We start from the raw sequence: 24,061 nt of genomic DNA, 5'->3' as shown, positions 1-24,061 counted from the left end.
CCCCCCCCCCCCCCCCCCCCCCCCCCCCCCCCCCCCCCCCCCCCCCCCCCCCCCCCCCCCCCCCCCCCCCCGCCGGGATACGCCCTCCGTGCCGTGTCCCGCCTAGGAACGCGACGGCGGCAGCCTGAAAGAAACTTTGTCTTTGTAGTTGCAGTGGGCGGTGGCGACGCAGTGCCAGCATTCGGGCAGCCGCGCCTTGCAGATGTAGCGGCCATGCAGGATCAGCCAGTGATGCGCGTCCCGCAGCAGGTCGGGGGGGATGCGCTTCATCAGCTCATCCTCCACGGCGCGGGGGGTCTTGCCGGGGGCCAGGCCGGTGCGGTTGCCCAGGCGGAAGATGTGCGTGTCCACCGCCATCGCCTCCTCGCCGAAGGCGACGTTCAGCACGACATTCGCCGTCTTGCGGCCGACGCCGGGCAGGGCCTCCAGCGCGGCGCGGTCGGCCGGCACCGCGCCGCCATGCCGCTCGATCAGCAGGCGGGAGAGCGCCACGACATTCTTCGCCTTGGTCTTCCACAGGCCGATGCTGCGGATGTGCTGGCCCACCCCCTCCTCGCCCAGGGCCACCATGGCCTCCGGCGTGCTCGCCGCCGGGAAGAGCGTGGCCGTGGCCTTGTTCACCGAGACATCGGTGGCCTGGGCCGACAGCGCCACCGCCACCAGCAGCGTATAGGGCGAGCTATAGTGCAGCTCCGTCTCCGGCGCGGGGTTGGAGGCGGCCAGGGCGCGGATGAAGGCTTCCGCCTGCGGCGCGGCCATGCGGCGGGCGCGGCGGGGGGCCTCGGCGGTGCCGTGCAGCGGGGCCTTGGGCCGGGCCGGCCTGGCCTTGGGGGCCCCGGCCGTGGGGGTCTTGGGCGCCCTCGGCGCGGTGGCCCTCGGCGTCTTTGGCGTGGTGGCTTTTGGCGCCTCTGGCATGGTGGCCTTGGGCGCCTCTGGCGCGGTGGCCTTGGGCGCCTCTGGCGCGGGGGCCTCGGGCTGGCGGGGCGGCGGAGCCCCGGCCTCGGGGGGGAGCGTCGCGCGGGCGGGGCGCTTCATGCGGGGTTCACCTAAGTCTCATGACACACCGCCCTCTTCGCGGCGGAGCGTCAAAGCCTATGTTAGATGCTGATGGCAGCAAGCCCCGAACCCGTCATCCTTTTTGAAGCGGTGAGCACCCCTCACCGCAGCCTGCATGCGCGCGGCTTCCTGCTGGTGGCGATTCTCGGCCTGGGCTGGGCGGGGGCGGGCGGGGTGGTCTTCGCGCTGATGGGCGCCTGGCCGGTGCTGCCTTTCCTCGGCATCGAGGTGGTGGGGGCGCTGGTGCTGATGCTGCTGCATCACCGCTGGTCCGGCCGCGCGCGGGAGGTGATCGCCCTGCACCCGGACAGGCTGATGGTGCGCCGTGTCGATGGCCTGGGCCGCCGCGAGGAAGCCCGCCTCGATCCTTACTGGACGCGGGTGGAATGGGATGAGCGCCACGGCCTGGCCCTGGTGCAGCGCCGCCGCCGCGTCCCCGTGGGCCGCTTCCTCTCCCCCGAGGAGCAGCAGGACCTGGCGCGGACCCTGCGGGATGTGCTGCGCGCCTACCGCGAACCCGTCTTCGAGAACCCCCAGCTGGCGGAATAAGCGGCGCGCGGTGGAGCAGGGGGAAAAGGCGCGGCCGTGCCGCCCCGCCGCCCAGCCCTGGAGAGCGCGCCCCTTTCCGGGCCGCAAAACTATCGCGGCCCTGCAACGTTCTCCTGGATATCCCCGGAGATTTTGCCCATGCCGTCCCGCTACACCCCCCATGCCCTGACCTTTGGCCGTATCGCTGCCGCCGCGCCCGCCGTGGTGCAGGCCCGCCTCTCCCTGGTGGCCGCGCAGCGGCGCGGCCCCTGGGCCACCGGCCTGGAGATGGCACGGATGGGGCCGGAAAAGGCCCTGGCTTTCTCCGCCGGCGGCGCCGCCCTGGCGGAGGGCGGGGCACGGCTGAGCCGCCTGCTGCTGGAGCATGGCCTGGCCGAGATGGAGGCCGGGCATCGCCTCTGGCTGCGGGCCGCGACGCGGCCGGGGCCGTTCGGCTGGGCGGGGGCCCTGGCCGGGTGGGGCGGCGGCGCCACGCTGCGGAGCGGCCGCCTGGCCCTGGCCCTGGGCGACGCGGCCCTGGCCATGACCGGCGCCGCGCTGGCCCCGGTGCACCGCACCGTCACGGGCAACCAGCGCCGGCTGCGCTGATGCGCTGAGGCCGGGCTGCGCTCAGTCCTTCATCGCGCCGCAGGAAGTTGTATCGTACAACTTCCTGCGGAGGATACCATGACGGACAGCCTGATCGAACCCATCCGCGAGGCCTCGCGCCATCTGGTGCGGGAGCTGGGTTTCCTGCGCCCCACCCTGGCGGGCACGGCGCTGCCGCCCTCGGCGGTGCATGCGCTGATCGAACTGGGCGCGGCGCCGGGGCTGGTGGCCTCGGTGCTGGGCGCGCGGCTGCGGCTGGAGAAATCCAGCGTCAGCCGGATGCTGCGCAAGCTGGCGCAGGCCGGGCTGGTGGCCGGGGTGGTGGATGGCGCCGATGCCCGGCGCCGCCCGCTCTTCCTGACCGCGGCGGGGGAGGCCCTGCTGGCCGAGATCCATGCCTTCGGCCGTGCCCAGGTGGCCGCCGCCCTCGCCCGCCTGCCCGAGGGGGAGGCGGCCCGGCTGCATCGCGGCCTTGCCGCCTATGCGGAGGCTCTGGCGGCGGCGCCGGAGCCGGTGCCGGAGCCTGTGCCGGTGGAGATCGTCCCCGGCTATCGTCCGGGCCTGTTCGGGCGGCTGCTGGAGCTTCAGGCGCGGCATTATGCCGCCACCGCCGGCTTTGGCGCGGCCTTTGAGGCGCGCGTGGCCGCAGGCATGGCCGAGTTCGTCCCGCGCCTCGGGCAGGGTGGCGGCGGGCAGGATGGCGGCCTGGGCCGCAATCAGGTCTGGGCCGCGCTGCGGCAGGGCGAGGTGGTGGGCGGCATCGCCATCGATGGCGAGGATCTGGGCGAGAATCTCGCGCATCTGCGCTGGTTCATCCTGGCGCCCGGCCTGCGCGGCGCGGGGGTGGGCCGCCGCCTGCTGGCCTCGGCCCTGGCCTTCTGCGACGCCGCCGGCTTCCGTGAAACCCGCCTCTGGACCTTCCGGGGCCTCGACGCCGCCCGCCACCTCTACGAGGCGCAGGGCTTCACCCTCCTCTCCGAATACCCCGCCACCACCTGGGGCCCCCCCATCCCCGAACAATTCTTTTCCCGGTTTTCTTTCGGGCTGCCGCCGTCGGGTGGGGAGGCGGGACGCGGCACGTCAGCGGCGTGACGGTTTCGCCGGGGCGCTGCCTGCAGGCCCCTGGCGCCCCCCCCCAGGCCCTTCCCCCTGGCGTCACCCTGGGCCGGAGCGGAGGGGCCGAGTACAGCCCCTCCCGTCCCGGCCCTGACCGGCAGCTGGAAAAAAACCGGCAGCTGGAAAAAAACGCCGGGCATGGGGCCCGGCGTTTTCGGGAGATGGGGCGCCCCGGGGTGACGGGGCGCGGGGATCAGTTCAGCCGATGCGCTCGCCGTGCAGGGAGACGTCGAGGCCCTCGCGCTCTTCTTCCTCGGTGACGCGGAGGCCGACGATCAGGTCCACCACCTTGAGGATGATGAAGGTGCCGATCGCGGTGAAGACGGCGGTGGCGACGACGGCATAGACCTGCAGCAGGAACTGGTCGAAGGAGCCGGCGGTGCCGTCCGGCAGGGCCGGGGTGGCCGAGAGCGGGCCATAGGCGAAGACGCCGGTCAGCAGGGCGCCGACGATGCCGCAGACGCCATGCACGCCGAAGGCGTCGAGGCTGTCGTCATAGCCGCACCAGTGCTTGAGGGCGGTGGCGCCCCAGAAGCCGGCGAGGCCCGCGACGACGCCGATGATCAGCGCCGGCACCGGCAGCACGAAGCCGGCGGCCGGGGTGATGGCGACGAGGCCCGCCACCGCGCCGGAGATGGCGCCGAGGACGGAGGGCTTGCCCTTGGTCATCCACTCGGCGAAGACCCAGGCCATGGCGGCGGCGCCGGCGGCGATCTGCGTCACCAGCATGGCCATGCCCGCGCGGCCACCGGCGGCGCCGGCGGAGCCCGCGTTGAAGCCGAACCAGCCCACCCACAGCAGGGAGGCGCCGATCACGGCGAGGCCCAGGTTGAAGGGGGACATGTTCTCGGTGCCGAGGCCATGGCGCTTGCCCAGCACGATGGCGGCCACCAGGCCGGCGATACCGGCATTGATGTGCACGACCGTGCCGCCGGCGAAGTCGAGCGCGCCGAGGGCGAAGAGCCAGCCATTCGGGTGCCACACCCAGTGGGCGACCGGGCTGTAGATCAGCAGCGACCACAGGATGGTGAACAGCACCAGGGCGCTGAACTTCATGCGGTCCGCCACCGCGCCCGTCGCCAGCGCCGGGGTGATGATGGCGAAGGTCATCTGGAACATCAGGAAGACGGTCTCGGGGATGGTGAAGGCCACCGCGCCGTCGCCGCTGCCCAGGGTGAAGGGCTTGTCCCAGTTCTCGGCGAGGCCGGAGAGGAACAGCTTGGAGAGGTCGCCGATATAGGCGCCACCCTCACCGAAGGCGAGGCTGTAGCCCGCCACCATCCACACCACCGTGGCGGTCGCGGTGATGAAGAAGGACTGCATCATCGTGGCCAGCACGTTCTTCTTGCGGACCATGCCCGCATAGAACAGCGCCAGACCGGGGATCGTCATCATCAGCACCAGGGCGGTGCTGGTCAGCATCCACGCGGTATCGCCCGCGTCGACCTTGGCTTCCTCCTGCGCGAAGGCGGGGACCGCCAGCAGCAGGGTGGGGAGCAGCGCAGCCGCGCCGCGCGCCAGGATTCGCATAGTCCTCGGTTCCATCGTCTTCTGGTTGGCGGGGAGCGGCGTCACAGCGCCGAGGCGTCCGTCTCGCCGGTGCGGATGCGCAGGGCGCGCTCCACATCCAGCACGAAGATCTTGCCGTCGCCGATCTTGCCGGTGCGGGCGGTGGAGGCGATCGCCTCGACCACGGCATCGACCAGGTCAGCGGGAACCGCGACCTCGATCTTCAGCTTCGGCAGGAAGGAGACGTGGTACTCCGCCCCGCGGTAGATCTCGGTCTGGCCCTTCTGGCGGCCAAACCCCTTCACCTCGGTCACGGTCAGCCCCTGGACGCCGAGCGGGGTGAGCGCCTCGCGCACCTCGTCCAGCTTGAAAGGCTTGATGACGGCCATCACCAGCTTCATGCGCTGCGATCCCCTCTATTCTTCCGCGTCGCTGCAAAGCTGATGCGAGCGCCGTGCCAGAGCGTGACCCCCTATGGCGCAACGTTCCGGTTTTTGGTTCTGCCTAAAAAAGTGGCATGGACCGCCCAAGCTCCGCGCGCCTCTTCCGGCATGGCGGCAGCGCCCCCACAATGGGCGGCATGACCCAGACGATCGACGTGGCGGTGTGCATCATCGGCGCCGGCCCGGTGGGGGCGAGCCTCGCCACCGCCCTGGCCGCCGGCGGGCTGCCCACCGCGGTGGTGGACAGCGCCCCGCTGCCGCCCATGGAACTGCCCGAATTCGACGGGCGCGCCTATGCCATCGCCCGCGCCAGCCGCGACCTGCTGGAGGCGGCGGGGGTGTGGCAGCACCTGCCCTGGGCGCCGGGGCCGATCCTGCGCATCCGCTGCGCCGATGGCCTGCCGGGCGAGGCGCCAAGCCCGCTGATGCTGCATTTCGACGCGGCGGAGGCGGAGGCGCCCTCGGCTGGCCCCTTCGGCTGGATGGTGGAGGCGCGGGCGCTGCGCGTGGCGCTGAACGCGCGGATGCGGGAGCTGGCGCATCTGGTGGTGCGCGCCCCCGCCCGCGCCGAGGTCACCCGCACGCCGGAGGGCGCCACGGTGCGGCTTTCCACCGGGGAGGTGGTGCGCGCCCGGCTGGTGGTGGCGGCGGAGGGGCGGCGCAGCCCGCTGCGGCAGCAGGCCGGCATCGGCACGGCGGGGTATGATTACGGGCAGCTCGGCATTGTCGGCGCCATCGCGCATGAAGCGCCGCATGAGGGCATGGCGCTGGAGCAGTTCCTGCCCAATGGCCCCTTCGCGCAGCTGCCGCTGGCGCCGACGCCGGAGCACCCGAACGCCTCGGCCATCGTCTGGTCCGAGAAGCGGGCCATCGCCGAGCGGGCGCTGGCCCTGCCGGATGCCGAATATGGCCGTGAGATCCAGCGCCGCATGGGCAACCACCTGGGCAAGGTGACGCCGATCGGCCGCCGCTGGTCCTACCCGCTGACCGCGATGCACGCGATGCGCTACACCGATACCCGGCTGGCGCTGGTGGGGGATGCGGCGCATGGCATCCACCCGATTGCCGGGCAGGGGCTGAATCTGGGCTTCCGGGACGCGGCGGCGCTGGCCGCGCTGCTGCTGCGGGGGGAGGAGGATCCGGGCAGCCCGGAACTCCTCGCCCGCTACCAGGCGGCGCGGCGGCCGGATGCGCTGCTGATGCTGGGCGCCACCCATGCGCTGGAGCGGCTCTTCGGCAATTCCCTGCCGCCGCTGCGGCTGGCCCGCCGCCTGGGCATGGCCGCGGTGGACCGCATGCCGCGCCTGAAGGCCGCTTTCGCCCGCAGGGCCATGGGATTCGCAGGGCAGGGGCTGCGTTCCTGAGGACCGTTCGGCCAGGCCATGCGGGGCTTTGAGAGGGGCTTTGCCCCTCTCAAACTCTCCCTACCAAAGGCCTGAGGCCTTTGGAAACCCATTGGCTGGCGCCAACGGATGGCGGGGTCCGGGGGGACCCTGTCCCCCCGGCGGAGGGGTCTGGGGAGGCGGAGCCTCCCCAGAGGAAAGTATTTGAGTTTGGGGAGGCGGAGCCTCCCCAGAGAACAATATTTGAGTTTGGGGAGGCGGAGCCTCCCCAGGGGACAGAGCCAAAGCGGCGGATCACTGCCCGAGCAGCATGCCATCCATCAGGCTGCGCAGGAGGGTGACGCCCTCCTGGACGCCTTCCAGCCGCAGGGGGCGCCCCGCCTCGCTGCCCAGGGCGCGGGTGAAGGCGCCGCGATCCTGGCCGAGTTCGGCGGCGGAGAGCTTGCCATCCCCGTCATAATCCAGGCTCTCGACCGCCAGCCGGCCAAGGGCGACACCGGCCAGCAGCCCGCCGCCACCGGCGGCCAGCACCCCTTCTGGCGCCGCGTCTTCCGAGGCGGCGAGCACCCAGGTCATGCCGCGCACCATCCGCGCGATTTCCGCCGCCGAGAGCTTGCCATCGCCCGAGACATCGCCTTCCGCCACCACGGCGCCGGCGCATTGGGCGGGGGTGGCGGCGGGGCCGCCGCAAGCTGCCTCCAGCACCTCCAGCGTGCCGAGGAAGGCCAGGCCCTCGCCATGCAGCGCGGCGAAGCTGGCGGGCGGGGCGGCGCAGCGGTGCCAGGATTGCAGCGGCGTATTGCCGGGCAGGCGGTCATCGCGCAGCTTCGCGTCCGGCTCGGCGGTGTCCAGCGCCTGGGCGTCGCCGCGCAGCAGGATGCGCGGGGCCTCGGCGCCACGGCCGGTGCCGATATGCCATGCCTCCTGCCGCCGCGTCTCGCCGAAGCGGATCAGCCGCGCCGGGCCATCGGCGGGCAGGCGGGCGACGGCGCGGGCCGTCACCTGCAGCATGGCGCGCGGCGCGGCGCATTCCCCGGCGAACCAGGCCCCCCGCAGCGCCGCCGGCACCGGCAGCAGCGCGGGCAGTGGTGCGGGGGTCTGAGCCGGCGCCTGGGCTTGCGGCTGAGCCGGCGCCTGGGCGGGTGCAGGGGTGGCGAGGGCGAGGGCCGCGCCCAGGGTGAGGAAGGCCAGCCGCCCCGCGATGCATCGTGTCATGGCAGCGTCACCTCGTTGCCCGAGCAGAGCGGGAAGTCGGGCCGGTCGAGTTCCAGGCCGTTGCGGAAGACGGCGCGCAGATGGCCGGTGCAGCCGACGCCCTCGGGCGGCTGGAAGTCCAGCGTCTCGCCGCGGCCGAGCACGGTGCTGCCCAGGCGGTCCGGCCCGCGCGGCGCGCCGGGGGCATCGACATAGAGTTCCACCACCGGCGCCGGGCCGGCATTGCGGAAGCGCACGCTGCCCTCGCGCGGCGGGCCCTGCTCGATCGGGCCGGCGCCCTGGTCCAGCCGCTCCGCCAGGGTCCAGCCCGGGCGCAGCACGATCAGCCCGTTGTCGCAGATATTGAGGCCGCGCCGCTCCTCCGCCCCGCCATTGGCGAAGACGATGCGCAGGTCGATCTCGCAGCTGGCGCGCAGCACCACCTCGCTGCGGCCGCCGCGCTCCAGCGGGCCGCCTGGCAGGCGGTCATCGCCCCAGTCGCTGTCATCGATGCCGGAGGCGTAGAGCTCCTGCACCGGGGCGCCGTGGCGGTTCACCACGGTGAAGGCGCGCTCCGGCGGGCGCGGGATGCCGCTGCCGTCGAAGGTGATGTCCTTGCCGGCGCAGAGATCGGCGTCCTGCTTCTCCTCCGCCGTGTCGTCGTCATAGACGACGCGCAGATCCACCTGGCAGGCGCGGCTGCGGATGCGCAGGCGGAAGCTGTTGCCGGCCTCGACCACCGTGGCGCCCAGGCGGTCCGGCCCCCAGCGGTTATCCGCGTCGCGCGGGGTGGCGCCATCCGGCACGGCATGGAGGTTGCGCAGCCCGTGCTGCGTGGCGTTGACGATGCGCGCCTCCCGCCAGGGCAGGGAGGGGTCGCCGAAGACCACGCGGTTGCGCCGGCAGAGATCGACGCGGCGGCGCTCCTCCGTCGAATCATCCTCGAAGACGGCGGTGAGGTCGAAGACGCATTCGCGCGTGCGGCCGAGGCGGAGGGTGAAATTCTCCTCCGGCGCCACGGTATCGGCGCCGAGGCGGTCCGGCCCCCGCCCGGCGCCACTCGGCATGGCGTAGAGCTCGCGCATCATCAGGTCGGTGTCGTTCACCACCACCGCCTCGCGCAGCGGCGCGCTGGGGTCGCCCAGGACGACGCGGGCGGAACGGCACAGATCGACGCCGCGCTTCTCCTCACTGCTGCCATCGGCCAGTACGCCGCGCACATCGAAGAGGCAGAGCCGCTGCCGCCCGAGCGGCACGCGCAGCGAGGCGCCGGTGGGCAGCGAATCCTGCCCCAGCCGGTCCGGCCCCGGCTCCACGCTGCCGGCGGGGGTGATGTAGAGCTCGCGCAGGCCGAGGCCGAGCTCGTTGACAATGAGGGCCTCGCGCTCCTGCTCGCGCGGGGCGGCGCGCTCCTGAGGGCGCTGGGCGGGGCGCGGCTCGGCCGCCCAGGCGGCCCCGCCGCCGAGGGAGAAAATGCCCGGGGAAAGAATGTCCTGGAAAAAAATGCCGCGCGCGGGCCTGGGGGAGAAGGCGGGCGAATCTGCCGCGGCATACGGCCCGCTCACACCGGAGACACCCATCGGGGAGCCCAGGGCCAACCCCCCGGAAACCCCCGGCGGCACCGGCTGGCGACCCGGCCACGGGGCCAGGAGCAGGGCCAGCACCACCCCCACGCGAACACGCATTCAGACCATTCTCCCGCCAATGGCCGCAGCATGAAAGCGCGCCTGCTGCGGCGCAAGCGGGGGCCGCGCGGGCGGTGCAATTTGCGCTTTGCCGTGGCGCGGATATCGCACACCCTGCATCAACTTAACCAAACCGGAGGAATTTAACCATGTTGCGCCGCACCTTGCTGACCGCCGCCGCCGCCGGCCTGGCCATGCCGCTGCTGCCCGGCGCCCTGCGCGCGCAGCAGCGCTTCGCCTCGCTGCATGTCTTCGTCCCCGCCGGGCCGGGGGGCGGGTGGGACGGCCTCGGCCGCGCCATCGAGCAGGTGGCCCGCCAGGCCGGCATGGTCGGCACCTTCCAGTTCGAGAATGTCGGTGGCGCCGGTGGCACGGTCGGGCTGCCGCGCTTCATCTCCCAGCGCCGCGGGCGCGAGGGCAGCATCATGATCGGCGGCGCCGTCATGGTGGGCTCGGTGCTCGCCAACAAATCGGCGGTGGGGCTGAAGGATGTCACCCCCATCGCGCGCATGACAACGGAGCCCGGCATCATCGTCGTCCCCGCCAGCAGCGACATCAAGACGCTGAAGGACTTCCTGGAGGCGCTGAAGGCCAATCCCGGCGCCACCTCGGTGGCGGGCGGCAGCGCCGGCGGCATGGACCACATCCTGCTCGGCCTGCTGCTGAAGTCGCAGGGCCGCTCGGCCAAGGATGGCTCCTATGTCGCCTTCCCCGGTGGCGGGCCGGCCCAGGCCGCCATCCTGGGCGCGCAGGTCAAGGCCGGCATCTCCGGCGTCTCGGAATTCGCCGAGCAGATCAAGGCCGGGCGGATGCGCGCCCTCGCCACCTCGGGCGAGACGCGCAGCCTGCCGGATGTGCCGACGCTGAAGGAAAGCGGCGTCGATGTGGTGCTGGGCAACTGGCGCGGCATTTTCGGCCCGCCGGGCATCAAGCCCGAGACGCGCGCCGAGCTGCTGCGCTTCGTCACCGAGCTGCACGCCACCCCGGCCTGGAAGGAGCTGGTGGAGCGCCAGGGCTGGGAAGACGCCTTCCTCTCCGGCGATGCCTTCGCCGAATTCCTCAAGCGCGACGAGGCCGCGACGGCCGAGGTGCTGCGCGAGGTCGGCCTCATCTGATGGCGGGGCGCGGGGATACCGGGCGCCTGACGCCCGAGGCGGTGCCGGATCTGTTCGTCGGGCTTTTCGTGCTGGTGCTGGGCCTGCTCTGCCTGTGGCAGGCCTGGGCCATCCCGGTCACGCCGATCTATGCGCAGGTGGGGCCGAAATTCGTGCCCTACCTGGTGGGCATGCTGGTGGTGGCGGTGGGCGGCGGGCTGACCGCCGCCGCCCTGCGCGGCGGCTGGTCGCGCGACCTGGAGGAGGTGCAGGAGGCGCCGCCCGTCAACTGGCGGGCGCTCGGCCTGCTCGGGGTGGGGCTGCTGGCCAATCTCGTGCTGATCGACAGCCTGGGCTTCGTCTTCGCCGCCACGGCGCAGTTCGTGCTGGTGGCCGCCGCCTTCGGCAGCCGCCACCCGCTGCGCGATCTCGGCATCGGCGTGGCCGTCACCCTCGGCGCCTATCTCGCCTTCGACAAGCTGCTGGGCGTCAATATCGGCGCCGGCATCCTGGAAGGAATCCTCTGAGCGATGGATGTGTTTTCCGGCCTCGCCTTCGGCTTCGGCAACGCGCTGTCGCTGACCAATCTCGGCTGGGCGCTGCTTGGCTGCTTCCTCGGCACGGCGATCGGCGTGCTGCCGGGCATCGGCCCGGCGCTGACCATCGCGCTGCTGCTGCCGATCACCTTCAAGGTCAGCGCGACGGGCGCCTTCATCCTGTTCTGCGGCGTCTTCTATGGCGCCATGTATGGTGGCTCCACCACCTCGATCCTGCTCAACACGCCGGGTGAGTCGGGCTCCATCATCACCGCGCTGGAAGGCGCGAAGATGGCGAAGAACGGCCGCGCCGGCCCGGCGCTGTTCACCGCCGCCATCGGCAGCTTCGTCGCCGGCACCATCGGCACGCTGGGCATTTCCTTCCTCGGCCCCGTCGTCGTCGAACTGGCGCTGAAGCTCGGCCCGGCGGAGTATTTCGCGCTGATGGTGCTGTGCTTCGTCACCGTCTCCGCCGTGCTCGGCGGCTCGGCGCTGCGCGGGCTCACCTCGCTCGGCCTCGGGCTGCTGATCGGCCTGGTGGGGGTGGACCTGCAAACCGGCCAGCCGCGCCTCACCTTCGGCATCCCTGAGCTGCTCGACGGCATCGACGTCGTGCTGGTGGCCGTCGCCCTCTTCGCCGTGGGCGAGACGCTCTATCTCGCCTGGCGCCATGTCGAGGGCAAGCAGGAGGTGCGCGAGGTCGGCAAACTCATGATGACGAAGGAGGACTGGAAGCGCAGCGTCGGCCCGTGGTTCCGCGGGGCGCTGCTCGGCTTTCCCTTCGGCGTCATGCCCGCCGGCGGCACCGAGATGCCGACGATGCTGAGCTACTATGCCGAGCGCAAGCTGTCGAAGAAGCCGGAGGAATTCGGCACGACGGGTGCCATCGAGGGCGTCGCCGGGCCGGAGGCGGCCAACAACGCCGCCGCCGCCGGCATCCTGGTGCCGATGCTCACCCTCGGCCTGCCGACCTCGGCCACGGCGGCCATCATGCTCTCCGCCTTCCAGTCCTATGGCATCCAGCCGGGGCCGATGCTGTTCACCAGCCAGGCGGAGCTGGTGTGGACGCTGATCGCCTCGCTCTATGTCGCCAACATCATGCTGGTGGTGCTGAACCTGCCGCTGGTGGGCCTCTGGGCGCGCATCCTGAAGATCCCGACGCCGCAGCTCTATGCGGGCATCCTGGTCTTCGCCACCATCGGCACCTATGGCATCAGCAACAGCGTGGTGGACCTGATGCTGCTCTACGGCATCGGCATCCTGGCGATGTTCATGCGCCGCTTCGACTTCCCGACGGCGCCGGTGGTGATCGGCATGATCCTCGGCCCGATGGCGGAGCAGGCGCTGCGCCAGGCGCTGACCATCAGCCAGGGCGACTGGACGACGTTCCTGACCCGCCCCGTCTCCCTGGCGATCCTGCTGATCGCGCTGGTGGCCCTGGTTGGCCCGCGCCTCTGGGCCGTGCTGTCGCAGCGCCGCGCCGCAGTGGCCAACTGATGGTGGGGTCCGGGGTGGCCCTGCCACCCCGGCGGGGGTCAGGGGGCAGCGCCCCCTGTTTTTCTGGAGTTATTTTTCCGGCCGTTAAGAGCCGTCCCTTTGGGAGGAAATCGATGTCCCGCTTCACCCGTCCCCTGGCCCTGGCCTTATCCCTGGCCGGCCTGCTGGCCCTGCCGGCCCAGGCGCAGGACAACCGCAGCATCGCCGCGCGCGTCGAGTTGCACGCCATTCCCTCGCTGACGCTGAGCGATGCCAATTTCCTCACCGGCAATGCCGAGGCCGGCAAGGCCGTGACGGTGACCGGCGAGCTGCGCGTGGCGCAGGGCCAGGGCCGCCTGCCTGTGGCGGTGCTGATGCACGGCTCCGGCGGCATCGGCCCGAATATCGAGATGTGGGCGCGGCTGCTGAACGCCCAGGGCATTTCCACCTTCGCCGTCGATGGCTTCACCGGGCGCGGCATCACCAGCACCTCGGCCGACCAGGCGCAGCTCGGCCGGCTGAACTTCATCATCGACCTTTACCGCTCGCTCGACATCCTGGCGAAGCACCCGCGCGTGGACCCGGCGCGCATCGCGCTGATCGGCTTCTCGCGCGGCGGGCAGGCGGCCTTCTATGCCTCGCTGGCGCGTTTTCACCAGCTGTGGAACCGCTCGGGCGCCGAGTTCGCGGCCTATATTCCGTTCTATCCGGATTGCGCCACCCGCTACATCGACGACACCAGGCCGGTGGCGAAGCCCATCCGCCTGATCCATGGCGAGGCGGATGACTATAACCCGCTGCGCACCTGCGCCGCCCAGGCGGAGCGGCTGAAGGCCGCCGGGGTGGATATCACCGTCACCACCTATCCCGGCGCGCATCACGGCTTCGACACGCCGCTGAGCAACGCGCCGGTGGTGGCGACCAACAGCCAGACGGTGCGTGATTGCAGCATCGAGGAACGCGCGCCGGGGCAACTCATCAACGCCGAGACCGGCGCGGTCTTCACCTACAGGGATGCCTGCGTGAAGCTGAACCCGCAGGTGGGCGGGCAGCCGGAAGGGCGGGCGGCGTCGCAGGCGCGGGTGCTCGAAATCCTGGCGGAAGTGTTTAAGAAGTAAGGAAGAAATCTTCTTTTTCTGAAGAAAAAGAAGCAAAAAGACTTTGTCCGGAAGCCCCGCCCGCTAGGCGGGGCTTTTTCATGCCGCGCGCATATCGGCCACGAAGCCATCGGCGGCGGCGCGCAGGCTCGTGGCGCGCTCGGCAATGCTGCCGGCGGCGCCACGGACGGCTTCGCCAGCATGGCCGGCCTGATCCGCCGCGCCAGTGACGCGGCCGAAGGAGGCACAGACCTCCTGCGTGCCACTCGCCGCGCGCTGCACGCTGGCGACGATCTCGCGCGTCGCGATGCCCTGCTCCTCCACCGCGGCGGAGACGGTGGTGGTCATGGCGGACATCTCCTCGATCTGCTGGCCAATGCCACGGATGGCATCCACCACCACCCGCGTCGCCTGCTGGATCTGCCCGATCTGCTCGCTGATTTCCTCGGTGGCCTTCGCCGTCTGGCTGGCGAGGTTTTTCACCTCCCCCGCCACAACGGCGAAGCCCTTGCCCGCCTCGCCGGCGCGGGCGGCCTCGATCGTGGCATTGAGGGCGAGGAGGTTGGTCTGGGCGGCGATGTCGCCGATCAGCTTCACCACATCGCCGATGCGCACCGCGGCGCCGGAGAGCGCCTCCACCGCCTGGTCCGAGCGGCGTGAGGAATCGGCGACGCTGCGCGCGATGCTGGCCGAGGCGCCAACCTGCCGGTTGATCTCGCCGATCGAGGCGGTGAGCTCCTCGGCGGCGGCGGCCACCGTCTGCACATCCTGCGAGGCGCCCTCCGCCGTGCCCAGCGCCCCCTGCGCCTCGCGCGAGGTGCTGTCCACCGCGCCGGAGATGCTGCGCGCGGCGCCGGCCAGCGTCTCGGCGGCCTGTTGCAGCGCGGCCACCTCCTGGCGCATGCGCTGCTCGAACAGGGCGGTCAGCCGGTCGGCCTCGGTGCGGCGGCTCTGCTCGGCCTGGAGGCGGGCGGCGCGGGCCTCCTCCTCCACCTCCTGGCTGCGCCGGATGGCGCCCTGAAGCTGGTGGACGGCGCGGGCCATGATGCCGATCTGGTCGGCACGCTCCTGCCCGGGCACGGGGGTGGAGCAATCGCCCCCGGCCACGCGCTGCAACACCTCCGCCATGCGCAGCAGCGGGCGCAGCGAGCGGTCCAGCAGCAGCCAGAGCAGAACGCCCCCCAGCAGCGCCATGGTGAGGGCGATCAGCACGCCCATTATCCGCTGCGGGCCCAGCACCGCCTCGATCCGCGCCAGGGAGCGGCCATTGACCAGGGCGCCGACCACCTGCCCCGCCCCGTCCCGCACCGGGTGGAACAGGCCGAGCGAAGGTACCCCGTTGGCGGCGATCACCTCCTGCAGGACATCCTCGCCACGGGCCAGCACCTTCTCCCGCAGGAAGTCGCCGGGGTAGCGGCTGCCCACGGCGCGGCGGCCATCGGGCAGGCGGAAGGTGCTGGCGATCCGCACATCCCCGACGAAGAGGGTGGCGCCGCCGCCCGTCGCCTGCTCGAAGCCGTCCAGCACGTCGTTCAGCTCCTCGAAGCGGCGGCCGCCGGCGAGGACGGCCTCCCCCTCCCGCCGGATCGGCCCCTGGGCGCGCAGCAGGGCCTGTAGCAGGCGGGCCTCGATCCGCACCTGTTCCTCGATCTGCTGGCGCATCGCCTCGCCCGTGTTGCGGAGCGAGAGGTACTGCGCCACCTGGAGGCTGAGAGCCAGCAGCAGGCTCGCCGCCACGACCAGCCGTGCGGTCAACCCGAAGCGGCGCCAGAGAGTGGACAAGCGCGTTCTTCCCTTGCCATGAGCTGCGCCGCCAGCATGGCCCGGGCCAGGTTAACCATGCATGCAGGCCGGTGCCGCCATCCCCGACGCGGCGCTTGACCGCCCGCCCCAGGATTACGACCTTAGGGCCGACAGATGCCCCGCCGCTTCCGGACGGGGTGCGAGGAATTGCCCCATGAGCGAACTGACCAAGGCCGTCAGCGACGAGAGCTTCAAGGAGGAGGTGCTGGGCGCCTCCGGCCCCGTGCTGGTCGATTTCTGGGCCGAGTGGTGCGGCCCCTGCCGCATGGTCGCCCCCATCCTGGACGAGATCGCCCAGGAATATGCCGGCCAGCTCACCGTCGCGAAGGTGAACATCGACGAAAACCCGGTGACGCCGAACGACTACGCCGTGCGCGGCATCCCCACCATGATCCTGTTCAAGGATGGCAAGCCGGTGGAGACCAAGGTCGGCGCCATGCCGCGCAGCCAGATGAAGGACTGGATCGCCGGCGCCCTGGCGCGCTGAGCGGCGGCTTGAAACCAGGGCGCGGCGTCATGAGAGGGGCTTCGCCCCTCTCATACTCTCCCCACCAAAGGCCTGAGGCCTTTGGAAACCCCTCCTTCAGGGCCGCCATCCTCCGGATGGGCGCCGCCCTGGTCCTCATGGCCGCCCTGCCGGCCGCCGCCCAGCCCGTGCAGGAGAGCGCGGCGGCGCGCTTCCGCGCCGTGCCCTTCGCCCATGGGCTGGAACATCCCTGGGGCGGCGCCTTCCTCCCCGATGGCCGCCTGCTGGTGACGGAGCGCCCCGGCCGCCTGCGGCTGGTGGCGCGCGATGGCAGCCTCTCCCCCCCGCTCTCCGGCGTGCCGGCGGTGGCCGCCGCCGGCCAGGGCGGGCTGCTCGACCTCCAGCTGGCCCCCGATTTCGCCGAAACCCGCGAACTCTATTTCTGCCAGGCCGCCACCCTGCCCGGCGGCGCCACGCTGACGCGGCTGGTGCGCGCCCGCCTCGCCGCCGATGCGCGCGGGCTGGACGCGGTGCGCCCCATCCTCGACGCCACCCCCGGCCAGCCGGGCAACGGGCATTACGGCTGCCGCATCGCCTTCGGCGGGGATGGCAAGCTCTACCTCTCCACGGGCGACCGCCAGACCAGCCCCGCCCGCGCCCAGGCGCCGCAGGACCTCGCCGGCAAGCTGCTGCGGCTGGAGCGCGATGGCCGCCCGGCCGAGGGCAATCCTTTTTTCAGTTCTGCTCCAGAGGGGCGGGCGCAGGAGGGCATGCGGCCGGAGATTTTTGCCCTGGGCCTGCGCAACCCCCAGGGGCTGGCCGTCCACCCCGCCACCGGCGCGGTCTGGAGCATCGAGATGGGCCCGCGCGGCGGGGACGAGGTGAACCTGCCCCGGCCCGGCGACAATCTCGGCTGGCCGGAAGTCGGGCATGGCACCGCCTATGGCGGCGCGCCGATCCACGCTTCCCCCTCGCGCCCCGGCCTGCGTGACCCGCTGCGCGTCTGGACGCCCTCCGTCAGCCCCTCCGGCGCCACCTTCTACACGGGGGAGGCGTTTCCCGGCTGGCAGGGCGACCTGTTCCTGGCCGCGCTCAGCGGCGCCGGGCTGCTGCGGCTGACGGTGGACGCGGCGGGCGTGACCGGGGAGGAGCGCCTGCTCTGGGGCCAGCAGCGGCTGCGGCACGTGCTCCAGGGGCCGGACGGGCTGCTCTACCTGCTGACGGACGAGGCGCGCGGCCGCATCCTCCGCCTGGAACCCGTCCCCCCCGCCCCGAACTGAAGACGCCCCGAACTGGAAAAAACTACTGGGAGAAGGCGGGGGCGGTGTGGCGCAGCTCCTCCGCCCGGCCGTCGCGCGTCAGCTCCCAGAGCGGGTTGTCCACCGCCAGGCGCTGCCCGCCATCGCGCTGCACCGGGCGGAACAGCACCGTGCCGCGCCCCCGGCTCTCCAGCCCGGCGAGGTCGAGCGGGATGCGGACATAGATGCCCTTGTCGAAGGAGCCTTCGCCAAAGCGCGCGGCGGAGACATTGGTCAGCGTGGCGAAGCCGCCCACCTCGATGCCCGAGGCGAAGCGCCGGCCCAGCTCGAAGGTGGCGCCCCAGTCCCCGGCCAGGTAGCGCCCGGCGCGCAGCACGCCATAGAGGTTCCACACCGGCAGGTCGGCATAGGCGGAGACATGGCCGGTGGCGACGGAATAGCCGCGGAAGCCCAGCCTCTGGTCGAAGTCGCGCTGCGCCACCCAGTTCAGGTCCAGCCCCAGGGCGAAGCCGCGATCCTGCGGGCGCCAGAGGATTTCCCCCGAGAGGCCGCCGAACATCGGCTCCAGATACCCCGCCGTGGCGCGGGCGAAGACATCCGGCGCGGCGTTCCAGAGGCGCTCGGCATAGAGGGTGGTCAGCGCCGTCCCGCCCTTGCGGGCATATTCGGCATAGTCGCTGCGCACATGCGGCAACTGGCTGTCGGAGGGCAGGCCGCCGGTGAGGTTGCCGAGCAGCCCCTGCAGCACCGAGCCCGCCAGCGCCCAGCCCCCGCCGAGATCGACCCGCGCCGAGGCCGCCGCCCCCGCCTGCCAGCGCAGCGTGCGCGAGGGGTCACCCAGCGCCAGGGTGAGGCGCGGCCCCGCCTCCCAGCCCCAGAAGGGGCCGGGGTTGCGCACCGCATCCGGCGCGAGCGCGCCGGTGGCGGGCAGCATGCGGGCGCTGGCCCAGGCCTCCTCCGGGCTGGCGCGGCGGGTGAGGGTGGCCTCCAGCGTGGCGCGCGGGATCTCCAGCACCGCGACTTCCGCCCCCGCCTGCCACCAGCGCAGGCGCAGCATCTCCACCTCCGGCGGCAGGGCGGGCTGGGCGGCGCGCAGCACCCGCCCGGCGATCTGCGCCAGGCTGCGGGCATTGCCGCCGGCCAGGGCCAGCTCCGCCACCAGCCCCTCCCGCCGGTAGGCGAGGGGGCGGAAGCCCGCCTCCTCCAGCGCGGCGAAGACGGCCTCGGCGGTCAGGGCCTCGGCCTCCGGGTCCGGTGGCGGGGCGGGCAGGGGCAGGCCGCCGCGTGGCAGCGGGCCTGCCGCCAGAGGGCCTGCCGCCTGGGGGCCTGATGCCTGGGGGCCTGCTGCCAGCGTGTCTGCCGCCAGAGGGCCTGCCGCCAGGGAGCGCGGCGCCAGGGGCGGCGGCGCGGGGCGCGGCAGGGCGGGCGGATCATCCGGGTTCAGCCGGAAGGACAGGCGCAGCAGCAGGTCCGTCCCGTGCACCCAGTGCAGCCCGGCATCCATCCAGTCATTCGACCATTGCAGCCCGGCATTCACCGGCGAGGCCGCCTCCCCCCGGCCGCTGCCCTGGCCATTGACGCGGCGCGCGGGGTAGCCGCCGCGCTCGTCGCGCAGCCCGTCCGAACTCCATTCCAGCTTGGCGCGTAGCCCCTCCACTTCGCCCCAGGGGGTGGGCAGGGGCGGGACGGACCATTCCACCCCGGCGAAGGGCGCCATGTCCTCCCCCCGGAACCAGCTGCGCTGCACCGTGCCGCCCCGGCCGACATCGCGCGGGCGGGTGGCGAAGCGCTCGCTCGCCAGGGCCAGGGGGCTGGTCCAGGGGCTGTGGGTGGCCAGCCGGCCCCAGCCCAGCCCGGCCGTCACATCCAGGCCCCAGAAGCGCTTCGAGGCCACCACATATTCCCCGGCGTAAAGCCCGGTGCCGATGAAGTCCTGCAACCCCACCGCCAGGGCCGGGGTGACATCGGATTCCTCCAGCAGCCGCAGCTTCAGGTCGAAGGCGCGGTCGGTGGTCATGCCGGCGCCGGTGGTGGCGTTCAGCCGCTCGGTCAGGCGGAAGGTCGTCTCCAGGAAGGGCAGGGCCTGGAAGTTCACGAACCAGAATCGCCGCTGGTGGCGCAGGGCACTACCGAATTCCAGCGTGCCATCCTCGCGGAAGCGGGCATTGCGCATTTCGATCAGCCCGGCGCCGCCGAAATCGCTGCCGCTGGCCGGCACTTCCTCGGCCCGCGCCAGGGCGGCCGGCAGGGCCAGCAGCAGCGCGGCCAGCGCCCTCCGCCAGCCCATTCCCCGATCTCTCCCGCCGTCACACAACCGTGAAACTCTTGCCATGCCGCGCGCGCAACGGCCAGCCCCGCCGCCGCGTCGCGGATGGACAAGCCGGCGCACGAGTCCTTGAATGCGCGGCCATGACCTTCTCCCTGATCGGCCGCTGCGCCCGCACGGGCCAGTTCGGCGCCGTCGCCACCACCTCGGGCCTGTGCATCGGCTCGCGCGTGCCCTTCCTCGCCGCCGGGGTGGGCGGCGTGCTGACCCAGCACCGCACCGATCCGCGCCTGGGCCCGCGCGGGGTGGAACTGCTGCGCAGCGGCTGCACGGCGGAGGAGACGGTGGCGGCGCTGACCGCCAGCACCCCGCATCACGGCTGGCGGCAATATGCCGCGATCGACGCCGCCGGGCGCACCGCGCATTTCCACGGCGCCCGCGTCAAGCCCGCGCACAATGCCGCGCATGGCGAGGGCTGTGTGGCCATCGGCAACATCCTGGCCAGCGACCAGGTGCCCGCCCGCATGGTGGAGGCCTTCCTGGCCACGCCGGAGGCGCCTCTGGGCGACCGCCTGCTGGCCGCGCTGGAGGCGGGTGAGGCCGCCGGCGGCGAAGGCCGCGCGCTGGTCTCCAGCGTCATGGTCATCGTCGCCACCGAGAGCTTCCCCTACGCGGACCTCCGCATCGACCACGACCCGCAGCCCATCGCCGCGCTGCGCCGGCTGTGGGACGCCTACAAGCCGAACCTGGACGAATATGTCCTCCGCGCCATCACCCCCGACCTCGCCCGCGGCGGCTGATTTTTTTTCGGGCTGCCGCCGTCTCCCGGCGCGGCGTGACGCCACACTGGGACGGAGAGACCCCGGCACGGCGGGACGCCACACTGGGCCGGAGAGACCCCGGCGCAGTGCGGCGGCCGTCGTCTGAGCCATGACCGGCAGCTGATAGAAAAGCAGCTGATAGAAAAAGGAGAGATGAGGATGCCTGTTCCGAACCGGATCGCGGACTTCCACCCTGAGATGACGGCGTGGCGGCGCGATATCCACACCCATCCTGAAATCGGCTTCGAGGAGGTGCGCACCAGCGCCATCGTCGCCGAGAAGCTGGAAAGCTGGGGGATCGAGGTGCATCGCGGCATTGGCCGCACCGGCGTGGTGGGCGTGCTGCGGGGCGCGCGCGAGGGCAAGGGCAGCATCGGCCTGCGCGCCGACATGGACGCCCTGCCGATGACCGAGGTGAACAGCTTCGCCCATCGCAGCCAGATCCCCGGCAAGATGCACGCCTGCGGCCATGACGGCCACACCGCCATGCTGCTCGGCGCCGCGAAGTATCTGGCCGAGACGCGCAATTTCGCCGGCACGGTGAACTTCATCTTCCAGCCCGGCGAGGAGGGCTATGCCGGCGCCGCGGCGATGATCAAGGATGGCCTGTTCGAGCGTTTCCCCTGCGATGCCGTCTATGGCATCCACAACGACCCGACGGCGCCGCTGGGCGTGACGCGGGCGGTGGCCGGGGTGGTGATGGCCAATTCCGACATCCTGGCCATCCGCATCAAGGGCCGTGGCGGCCATGGCGCGCAGCCGCACCGCACGGTGGACCCCATCCTGGTCGGCACGCAGGTGATCGCCGGGCTCCAGGCCATCGTCAGCCGCCGCACCGATCCGCTGGACAGCGCGGTGGTCTCCATCACCCAGTTCCATGCCGGCAGCGCGGACAACGTCATCCCCGGCGAGGCGGAGCTGCGCGGCACCGTGCGCACCCTGACCGCCGCGACGCGGGACGCGGTGGAGCAGGCCATCAAGGACATCGCCACCCTGACCGCCCGCGCCCATGGCGCCGAGGCCGAGGTGGAATACACCCGCCTCTACCCCGCCGCCGTGAACCATGGGGAGGAAACCAACCGCGCCGCCCGCGCCATCGGCGCCGTGGTGGGGGATGACAAGGTGATCCGCAGCGCCCCGCCGGTGATGGGCGGCGAGGACTTCGCCTTCATGCTGGAGCAGCGCCCCGGCGCCTTCCTCTTCGTCGGCCAGGCCGGGCCGGACGGCCAGTGCGGCACCCCGGTGCACCACCCCGCCTACGACTTCAACGACGAGCTTCTTCCCGTCGGCGCCGCCTACTTCGCCCGCCTCGTCGAGCAGGAACTTTCTTAAGCTGCCGGTCATGGCTCAGCCGGCGGCTGCTGCACTGAGCCGGGTTCACTCCGGCCCAGCGTAGCGTCCCGCCGTACCGGGAGACGGCGGCAGCCCGGAAAAAAAGCGGCTGCTGCACTGAGCCGGGTTCACCCCGGCCCAGCGTGGAGGCCCGCCGTACCGGGAGACGGCGGCAGCCCGGAAAAAAAGCGGCCGCTGCACTGAGCCGGGTTCACTCCGGCCCAGCGTAGCGTCCCGCCGTGCCGGGAGACGGCGGCAGCCCGGAAAAAAAACGGCTGCTGCACTGGCCCGGGTTTACTCCGGCCCAGTGTGGCGTCCCGCCGCGCCGGGAGACGGCGGCAGCCTGACAGAAAAAGTCAGGACCAGAACGTCGCGGTAGCCGGGTTGGTCCGGGTCGAGGGGGGCGATGGGGGTGACGCCGTGCCAGACGCGGTGGTCGTCCAGCAGCACGCTGTCGAGCGGCTGTTCCAGGGTGAAGCTTTGTTCCCCCGGCTGGCCGTCGATGCGGATGCCGGTGACCCCGCCAGCCACGTTGTGCCGCCCGACGAGGGTGACCATCACGAAATCCACGCCGTCGCGGTGCATGCCCTCGGGGGTGGGCTTGCCGGCCTCGCCGGTGCGGGCCTGGATGCGGAACTGGTGCATTTCCACCAGCCAGTCGGTGCCGGGCCGCAGCGCGTCGAAGACCGCGCGGGCGCCCTCCAGCAGCGCGGCCAGGGCCGGGCTGGCCTCGGCCTCGGGGGTGACGGGGGCGAACCAGCGCTCGATCCCGCCATTCAGCGGGTTGTGCTCAGTGGTCTGGTAGTGCGGGCGGTGGGGCAGGCGCTGCGGCGCGGTGCCGGGGGCGAGGCGGAAGGCGGCATGGCGGCGCAGGCGGTAGCGGCCGCCATCGGCCATGAAGCGGTCCGGCTCCAGCGCGGCCCAGCTGGCGGCGAAGCTCTCCCAGGCCGGGCCGGCCAGGGCCGTGCCGGCGGCGTCGAAGCGCGCCCGCGCGGCGGGGGCGGGCAGGGCGACATAGCCGGCGGCCTCCAGGCTGGCGGCTTCCGGGAGGGCAGCGGGGCCTTGGCCGGCCGGTGCCGTGCTGGCCTGCAACTCTTGCATCACGCGTTCAGTCCTTCGTCGCCTGTTCCAGGAAGCGCAGCAGCGCCGCGAGATCGTCACCGTCCCCGATGCGCAGCTCCGGCTGGCGGCTGCCGGGGAGCATGGCCTCGGGGCCCCGGGTGAGGAGATCGGCCAGCGTCTCCTTCGTCCAGACGATGTCACCGCGGGACAGACGCTCCGAATAGGCATAGCCGGGCACGCTGCCCATGCGGCGGCCGAACAGCCCGCCCAGATGCGGCCCGGCCTTGAGGTCCGCCTGCCCCGGTGGCGGGGCGGAGAGGCCGTGGCAGGCGCCGCAGGCGCGGAAGACGCGGGCGCCCTCCATGTCCAGCCCGGCCTGGCGCGGGGTGGCGGGCGGGGGCGGCGCGGCGCCCAGGGGGGGGCCGATTGTGGTGCCGCGCGCCATGTCGAAGCCGCGCAGCCGGCCATCCGCCCCGGTGGCGTAGAGCAGGGCGCCATCCGGGCTGAAGCCCAGCGCCCAGAGCGCGGTGCCGCCGGTGGGCAGGCTGTGGCGCAGCCGCCCCTCGGGCAGGGACCAGACGAACAGCCCGCCCCCCGGCCCGGCGGCGGCCAGGAGGCTGCCATCGGCGCTGGCGGCCAGGGCGGCGAGGGGCCGGCGCCCGGCATCCAGGTGGCGCTGCGTGCCGGCCGGGCCGGTGAGATGGAGCATGCCATCGCCGCCGACGCTGGCCATCAGCCCGCCCGGCAGGGTGGCCAGGGCGCTCTGCGGCACGGCGAAGCTGGCCAGGATGCGGGGCTGCCCGTCCTCCCCCCAGAGGCGCAGCGTGCCATCGGCCCCGGCGGTGACGGGCAGGCCATCGCTGCGGAAGGCCGCGGCGGTGATGGGGCCGGGCGCGCCGCGCAGCGCCCGTGGCGGCCCCCCGGCCAGCGGCCCCCCAGCGAGTGGCCCCCCAGCGAGTGGCCCCCCAGCCAGCGGCCAGAGCCAGGCCGTGCCGTCCCAGCCGGCGGAGAGCAGCCAGCCCTCCCGCGCCGCCAGGGCGGTGACGGGGCCGGCATGGGCCTCCAGCACGCGCTCCGGCGCGGTGATGCCGTTGCCCCAGGCGGTGGGCCAGAGGGCGACGCGGCCATCCTCCCCCGCGCTGGCGAAGCCGCCGCCAGGCAGGGCGGCCAGCGCCTGCACCGGGCCCTGGTGCCAGTGCAGCGCCGCCAGGGGCGCGATGAGATCCGCCGGCCAGAGGCGCAGTTCCGGGTTTTCCCCGCCCGTCGCCACACGGCCATCCTCCGCCACGGCCAGGGCACGGGTCTCGGCCAGGGCGGGCAGCGGGGCAAGAGCCAGCAGGAGCAGCAGGACAAGGCAGCGCATCCC

The 24,061-nt window shown here is 72.6% G+C and carries 21 protein-coding genes; 12 read left to right on the top strand and 9 right to left on the bottom strand.

The window, feature by feature from the left end; translation table 11 throughout:
• Positions 1-102 precede the first annotated feature (102 nt).
• Positions 103-759 (bottom strand): endonuclease III, encoded by a 657-nt coding sequence (nth, locus tag NON00_RS12470; RefSeq protein WP_256021366.1) that lies wholly within the window; start codon positions 757-759, stop codon positions 103-105.
• Between the two features lie 387 nt (positions 760-1,146).
• Between nth and NON00_RS12465 the strand changes: the two genes are divergently transcribed.
• From NON00_RS12465 to NON00_RS12455, 3 genes are all read left to right on the top strand, one after another.
• Positions 1,147-1,605 (top strand): DUF2244 domain-containing protein, encoded by a 459-nt coding sequence (locus tag NON00_RS12465; protein ID WP_256021351.1) that lies wholly within the window; start codon positions 1,147-1,149, stop codon positions 1,603-1,605.
• A gap of 138 nt (positions 1,606-1,743) precedes the next feature.
• Positions 1,744-2,193, top strand: a complete 450-nt coding sequence (locus NON00_RS12460) for a hypothetical protein (protein WP_256021349.1) — start codon at positions 1,744-1,746, stop codon at positions 2,191-2,193.
• Positions 2,194-2,271: 78 nt separating this feature from the next.
• The gene (locus tag NON00_RS12455; protein ID WP_305123321.1) at positions 2,272-3,285 is read left to right on the top strand and encodes a helix-turn-helix domain-containing GNAT family N-acetyltransferase; all 1,014 of its coding nucleotides are present in this window, start codon (positions 2,272-2,274) and stop codon (positions 3,283-3,285) included.
• Positions 3,286-3,507: 222 nt separating this feature from the next.
• Here the strand turns inward: NON00_RS12455 and NON00_RS12450 are convergent, their stop codons facing one another.
• Complete coding sequence (locus NON00_RS12450; RefSeq protein WP_305123324.1) at positions 3,508-4,839, bottom strand: ammonium transporter; 1,332 nt, start codon at positions 4,837-4,839, stop codon at positions 3,508-3,510.
• Between the two features lie 41 nt (positions 4,840-4,880).
• Positions 4,881-5,219: a P-II family nitrogen regulator gene (locus NON00_RS12445; RefSeq protein WP_076959675.1), complete on the bottom strand. Its 339-nt coding sequence runs from the start codon at positions 5,217-5,219 to the stop codon at positions 4,881-4,883.
• Between the two features lie 179 nt (positions 5,220-5,398).
• Between NON00_RS12445 and NON00_RS12440 the strand changes: the two genes are divergently transcribed.
• Complete coding sequence (locus NON00_RS12440) at positions 5,399-6,625, top strand: UbiH/UbiF/VisC/COQ6 family ubiquinone biosynthesis hydroxylase (RefSeq protein ID WP_256021359.1); 1,227 nt, start codon at positions 5,399-5,401, stop codon at positions 6,623-6,625.
• Positions 6,626-6,898: 273 nt separating this feature from the next.
• Here the strand turns inward: NON00_RS12440 and NON00_RS12435 are convergent, their stop codons facing one another.
• Positions 6,899-7,819: a hypothetical protein gene (locus NON00_RS12435; protein ID WP_256021344.1), complete on the bottom strand. Its 921-nt coding sequence runs from the start codon at positions 7,817-7,819 to the stop codon at positions 6,899-6,901.
• Positions 7,816-9,483 (bottom strand): hypothetical protein, encoded by a 1,668-nt coding sequence (locus NON00_RS12430; protein WP_256021342.1) that lies wholly within the window; start codon positions 9,481-9,483, stop codon positions 7,816-7,818. The genes NON00_RS12435 and NON00_RS12430 overlap by 4 nt, the downstream gene beginning before the upstream one ends.
• A 149-nt stretch (positions 9,484-9,632) precedes the next feature.
• On the opposite strand from NON00_RS12430, the gene NON00_RS12425 reads away from it, so the two are divergent.
• From NON00_RS12425 to NON00_RS12410, 4 genes are all read left to right on the top strand, one after another.
• Positions 9,633-10,598, top strand: coding sequence for a tripartite tricarboxylate transporter substrate binding protein (locus NON00_RS12425; protein ID WP_256021340.1), 966 nt, complete (start codon positions 9,633-9,635; stop codon positions 10,596-10,598).
• Entirely contained in the window at positions 10,598-11,104 is a 507-nt protein-coding gene (locus NON00_RS12420) for a tripartite tricarboxylate transporter TctB family protein (RefSeq protein ID WP_256021338.1), read from the top strand. The genes NON00_RS12425 and NON00_RS12420 overlap by 1 nt, the downstream gene beginning before the upstream one ends.
• A 3-nt stretch (positions 11,105-11,107) precedes the next feature.
• Positions 11,108-12,610: a tripartite tricarboxylate transporter permease gene (locus tag NON00_RS12415; protein WP_256021336.1), complete on the top strand. Its 1,503-nt coding sequence runs from the start codon at positions 11,108-11,110 to the stop codon at positions 12,608-12,610.
• Between the two features lie 113 nt (positions 12,611-12,723).
• Entirely contained in the window at positions 12,724-13,707 is a 984-nt protein-coding gene (locus tag NON00_RS12410) for a dienelactone hydrolase family protein (RefSeq protein ID WP_256021333.1), read from the top strand.
• A 78-nt stretch (positions 13,708-13,785) separates the two neighbouring features.
• Here the strand turns inward: NON00_RS12410 and NON00_RS12405 are convergent, their stop codons facing one another.
• Positions 13,786-15,468 carry a methyl-accepting chemotaxis protein gene (locus tag NON00_RS12405; protein WP_256021330.1) on the bottom strand — a complete coding sequence of 561 codons (1,683 nt, stop codon included), beginning with the start codon at positions 15,466-15,468 and terminating at the stop codon, positions 13,786-13,788.
• A gap of 175 nt (positions 15,469-15,643) precedes the next feature.
• On the opposite strand from NON00_RS12405, the gene trxA reads away from it, so the two are divergent.
• On the top strand, positions 15,644-15,976 hold the full coding sequence (gene trxA / locus NON00_RS12400) for a thioredoxin TrxA (RefSeq protein ID WP_256021327.1): 333 nt from the start codon (positions 15,644-15,646) through the stop codon (positions 15,974-15,976).
• 116 nt (positions 15,977-16,092) lie between these two features.
• Positions 16,093-17,235, top strand: a complete 1,143-nt coding sequence (locus tag NON00_RS12395) for a PQQ-dependent sugar dehydrogenase (protein ID WP_256021325.1) — start codon at positions 16,093-16,095, stop codon at positions 17,233-17,235.
• A gap of 22 nt (positions 17,236-17,257) precedes the next feature.
• On the opposite strand, the gene NON00_RS12390 is transcribed toward NON00_RS12395, so the two are convergent.
• Complete coding sequence (locus NON00_RS12390) at positions 17,258-19,501, bottom strand: YjbH domain-containing protein (RefSeq protein ID WP_256021322.1); 2,244 nt, start codon at positions 19,499-19,501, stop codon at positions 17,258-17,260.
• Positions 19,502-19,623: 122 nt separating this feature from the next.
• Between NON00_RS12390 and NON00_RS12385 the strand changes: the two genes are divergently transcribed.
• Positions 19,624-20,280 (top strand): DUF1028 domain-containing protein, encoded by a 657-nt coding sequence (locus NON00_RS12385; protein WP_256021320.1) that lies wholly within the window; start codon positions 19,624-19,626, stop codon positions 20,278-20,280.
• 180 nt (positions 20,281-20,460) lie between these two features.
• The gene (locus NON00_RS12380) at positions 20,461-21,633 is read left to right on the top strand and encodes a M20 aminoacylase family protein (protein WP_256021318.1); all 1,173 of its coding nucleotides are present in this window, start codon (positions 20,461-20,463) and stop codon (positions 21,631-21,633) included.
• 294 nt (positions 21,634-21,927) lie between these two features.
• Here NON00_RS12380 and NON00_RS12375 read toward each other — a convergent pair whose 3' ends face one another.
• Together NON00_RS12375 and NON00_RS12370 are read right to left on the bottom strand one after the other, a co-directional pair.
• Complete coding sequence (locus NON00_RS12375; protein ID WP_256021356.1) at positions 21,928-22,734, bottom strand: 2OG-Fe dioxygenase family protein; 807 nt, start codon at positions 22,732-22,734, stop codon at positions 21,928-21,930.
• Between the two features lie 7 nt (positions 22,735-22,741).
• A complete protein-coding gene (locus NON00_RS12370) occupies positions 22,742-24,058 on the bottom strand; it encodes a hypothetical protein (protein ID WP_256021369.1) in 1,317 nt (438 codons plus the stop codon).
• Positions 24,059-24,061: the final 3 nt, after the last annotated feature.

It is taken from the genome of Roseomonas sp. GC11 (assembly GCF_024437745.1).
Lineage (GTDB): Bacteria > Pseudomonadota > Alphaproteobacteria > Acetobacterales > Acetobacteraceae > Pseudoroseomonas.
The sequence above is the reverse complement of the archived record's forward strand: the minus strand, read 5'-3'. Positions and strand labels throughout refer to the sequence as shown.

What these genes read in the sequence shown, in the direction of transcription:
- nth (WP_256021366.1), bottom strand. Translation starts at nt 759, where the DNA reads ATGGCCGCGCCGCAGGCGGAAGCCTTCATCCGCGCCCTGGCCGCCTCC.
- NON00_RS12460 (WP_256021349.1), top strand. Translation starts at nt 1,744, where the DNA reads ATGCCGTCCCGCTACACCCCCCATGCCCTGACCTTTGGCCGTATCGCT.
- NON00_RS12455 (WP_305123321.1), top strand. Translation starts at nt 2,272, where the DNA reads ATGACGGACAGCCTGATCGAACCCATCCGCGAGGCCTCGCGCCATCTG.
- NON00_RS12450 (WP_305123324.1), bottom strand. Translation starts at nt 4,839, where the DNA reads ATGCGAATCCTGGCGCGCGGCGCGGCTGCGCTGCTCCCCACCCTGCTG.
- NON00_RS12445 (WP_076959675.1), bottom strand. Translation starts at nt 5,219, where the DNA reads ATGAAGCTGGTGATGGCCGTCATCAAGCCTTTCAAGCTGGACGAGGTG.
- NON00_RS12440 (WP_256021359.1), top strand. Translation starts at nt 5,399, where the DNA reads ATGACCCAGACGATCGACGTGGCGGTGTGCATCATCGGCGCCGGCCCG.
- NON00_RS12435 (WP_256021344.1), bottom strand. Translation starts at nt 7,819, where the DNA reads ATGACACGATGCATCGCGGGGCGGCTGGCCTTCCTCACCCTGGGCGCG.
- NON00_RS12430 (WP_256021342.1), bottom strand. Translation starts at nt 9,483, where the DNA reads ATGCGTGTTCGCGTGGGGGTGGTGCTGGCCCTGCTCCTGGCCCCGTGG.
- NON00_RS12425 (WP_256021340.1), top strand. Translation starts at nt 9,633, where the DNA reads ATGTTGCGCCGCACCTTGCTGACCGCCGCCGCCGCCGGCCTGGCCATG.
- NON00_RS12420 (WP_256021338.1), top strand. Translation starts at nt 10,598, where the DNA reads ATGGCGGGGCGCGGGGATACCGGGCGCCTGACGCCCGAGGCGGTGCCG.
- NON00_RS12415 (WP_256021336.1), top strand. Translation starts at nt 11,108, where the DNA reads ATGGATGTGTTTTCCGGCCTCGCCTTCGGCTTCGGCAACGCGCTGTCG.
- NON00_RS12410 (WP_256021333.1), top strand. Translation starts at nt 12,724, where the DNA reads ATGTCCCGCTTCACCCGTCCCCTGGCCCTGGCCTTATCCCTGGCCGGC.
- trxA (WP_256021327.1), top strand. Translation starts at nt 15,644, where the DNA reads ATGAGCGAACTGACCAAGGCCGTCAGCGACGAGAGCTTCAAGGAGGAG.
- NON00_RS12395 (WP_256021325.1), top strand. Translation starts at nt 16,093, where the DNA reads ATGGGCGCCGCCCTGGTCCTCATGGCCGCCCTGCCGGCCGCCGCCCAG.
- NON00_RS12390 (WP_256021322.1), bottom strand. Translation starts at nt 19,501, where the DNA reads ATGGGCTGGCGGAGGGCGCTGGCCGCGCTGCTGCTGGCCCTGCCGGCC.
- NON00_RS12385 (WP_256021320.1), top strand. Translation starts at nt 19,624, where the DNA reads ATGACCTTCTCCCTGATCGGCCGCTGCGCCCGCACGGGCCAGTTCGGC.
- NON00_RS12380 (WP_256021318.1), top strand. Translation starts at nt 20,461, where the DNA reads ATGCCTGTTCCGAACCGGATCGCGGACTTCCACCCTGAGATGACGGCG.
- NON00_RS12375 (WP_256021356.1), bottom strand. Translation starts at nt 22,734, where the DNA reads ATGCAAGAGTTGCAGGCCAGCACGGCACCGGCCGGCCAAGGCCCCGCT.
- NON00_RS12370 (WP_256021369.1), bottom strand. Translation starts at nt 24,058, where the DNA reads ATGCGCTGCCTTGTCCTGCTGCTCCTGCTGGCTCTTGCCCCGCTGCCC.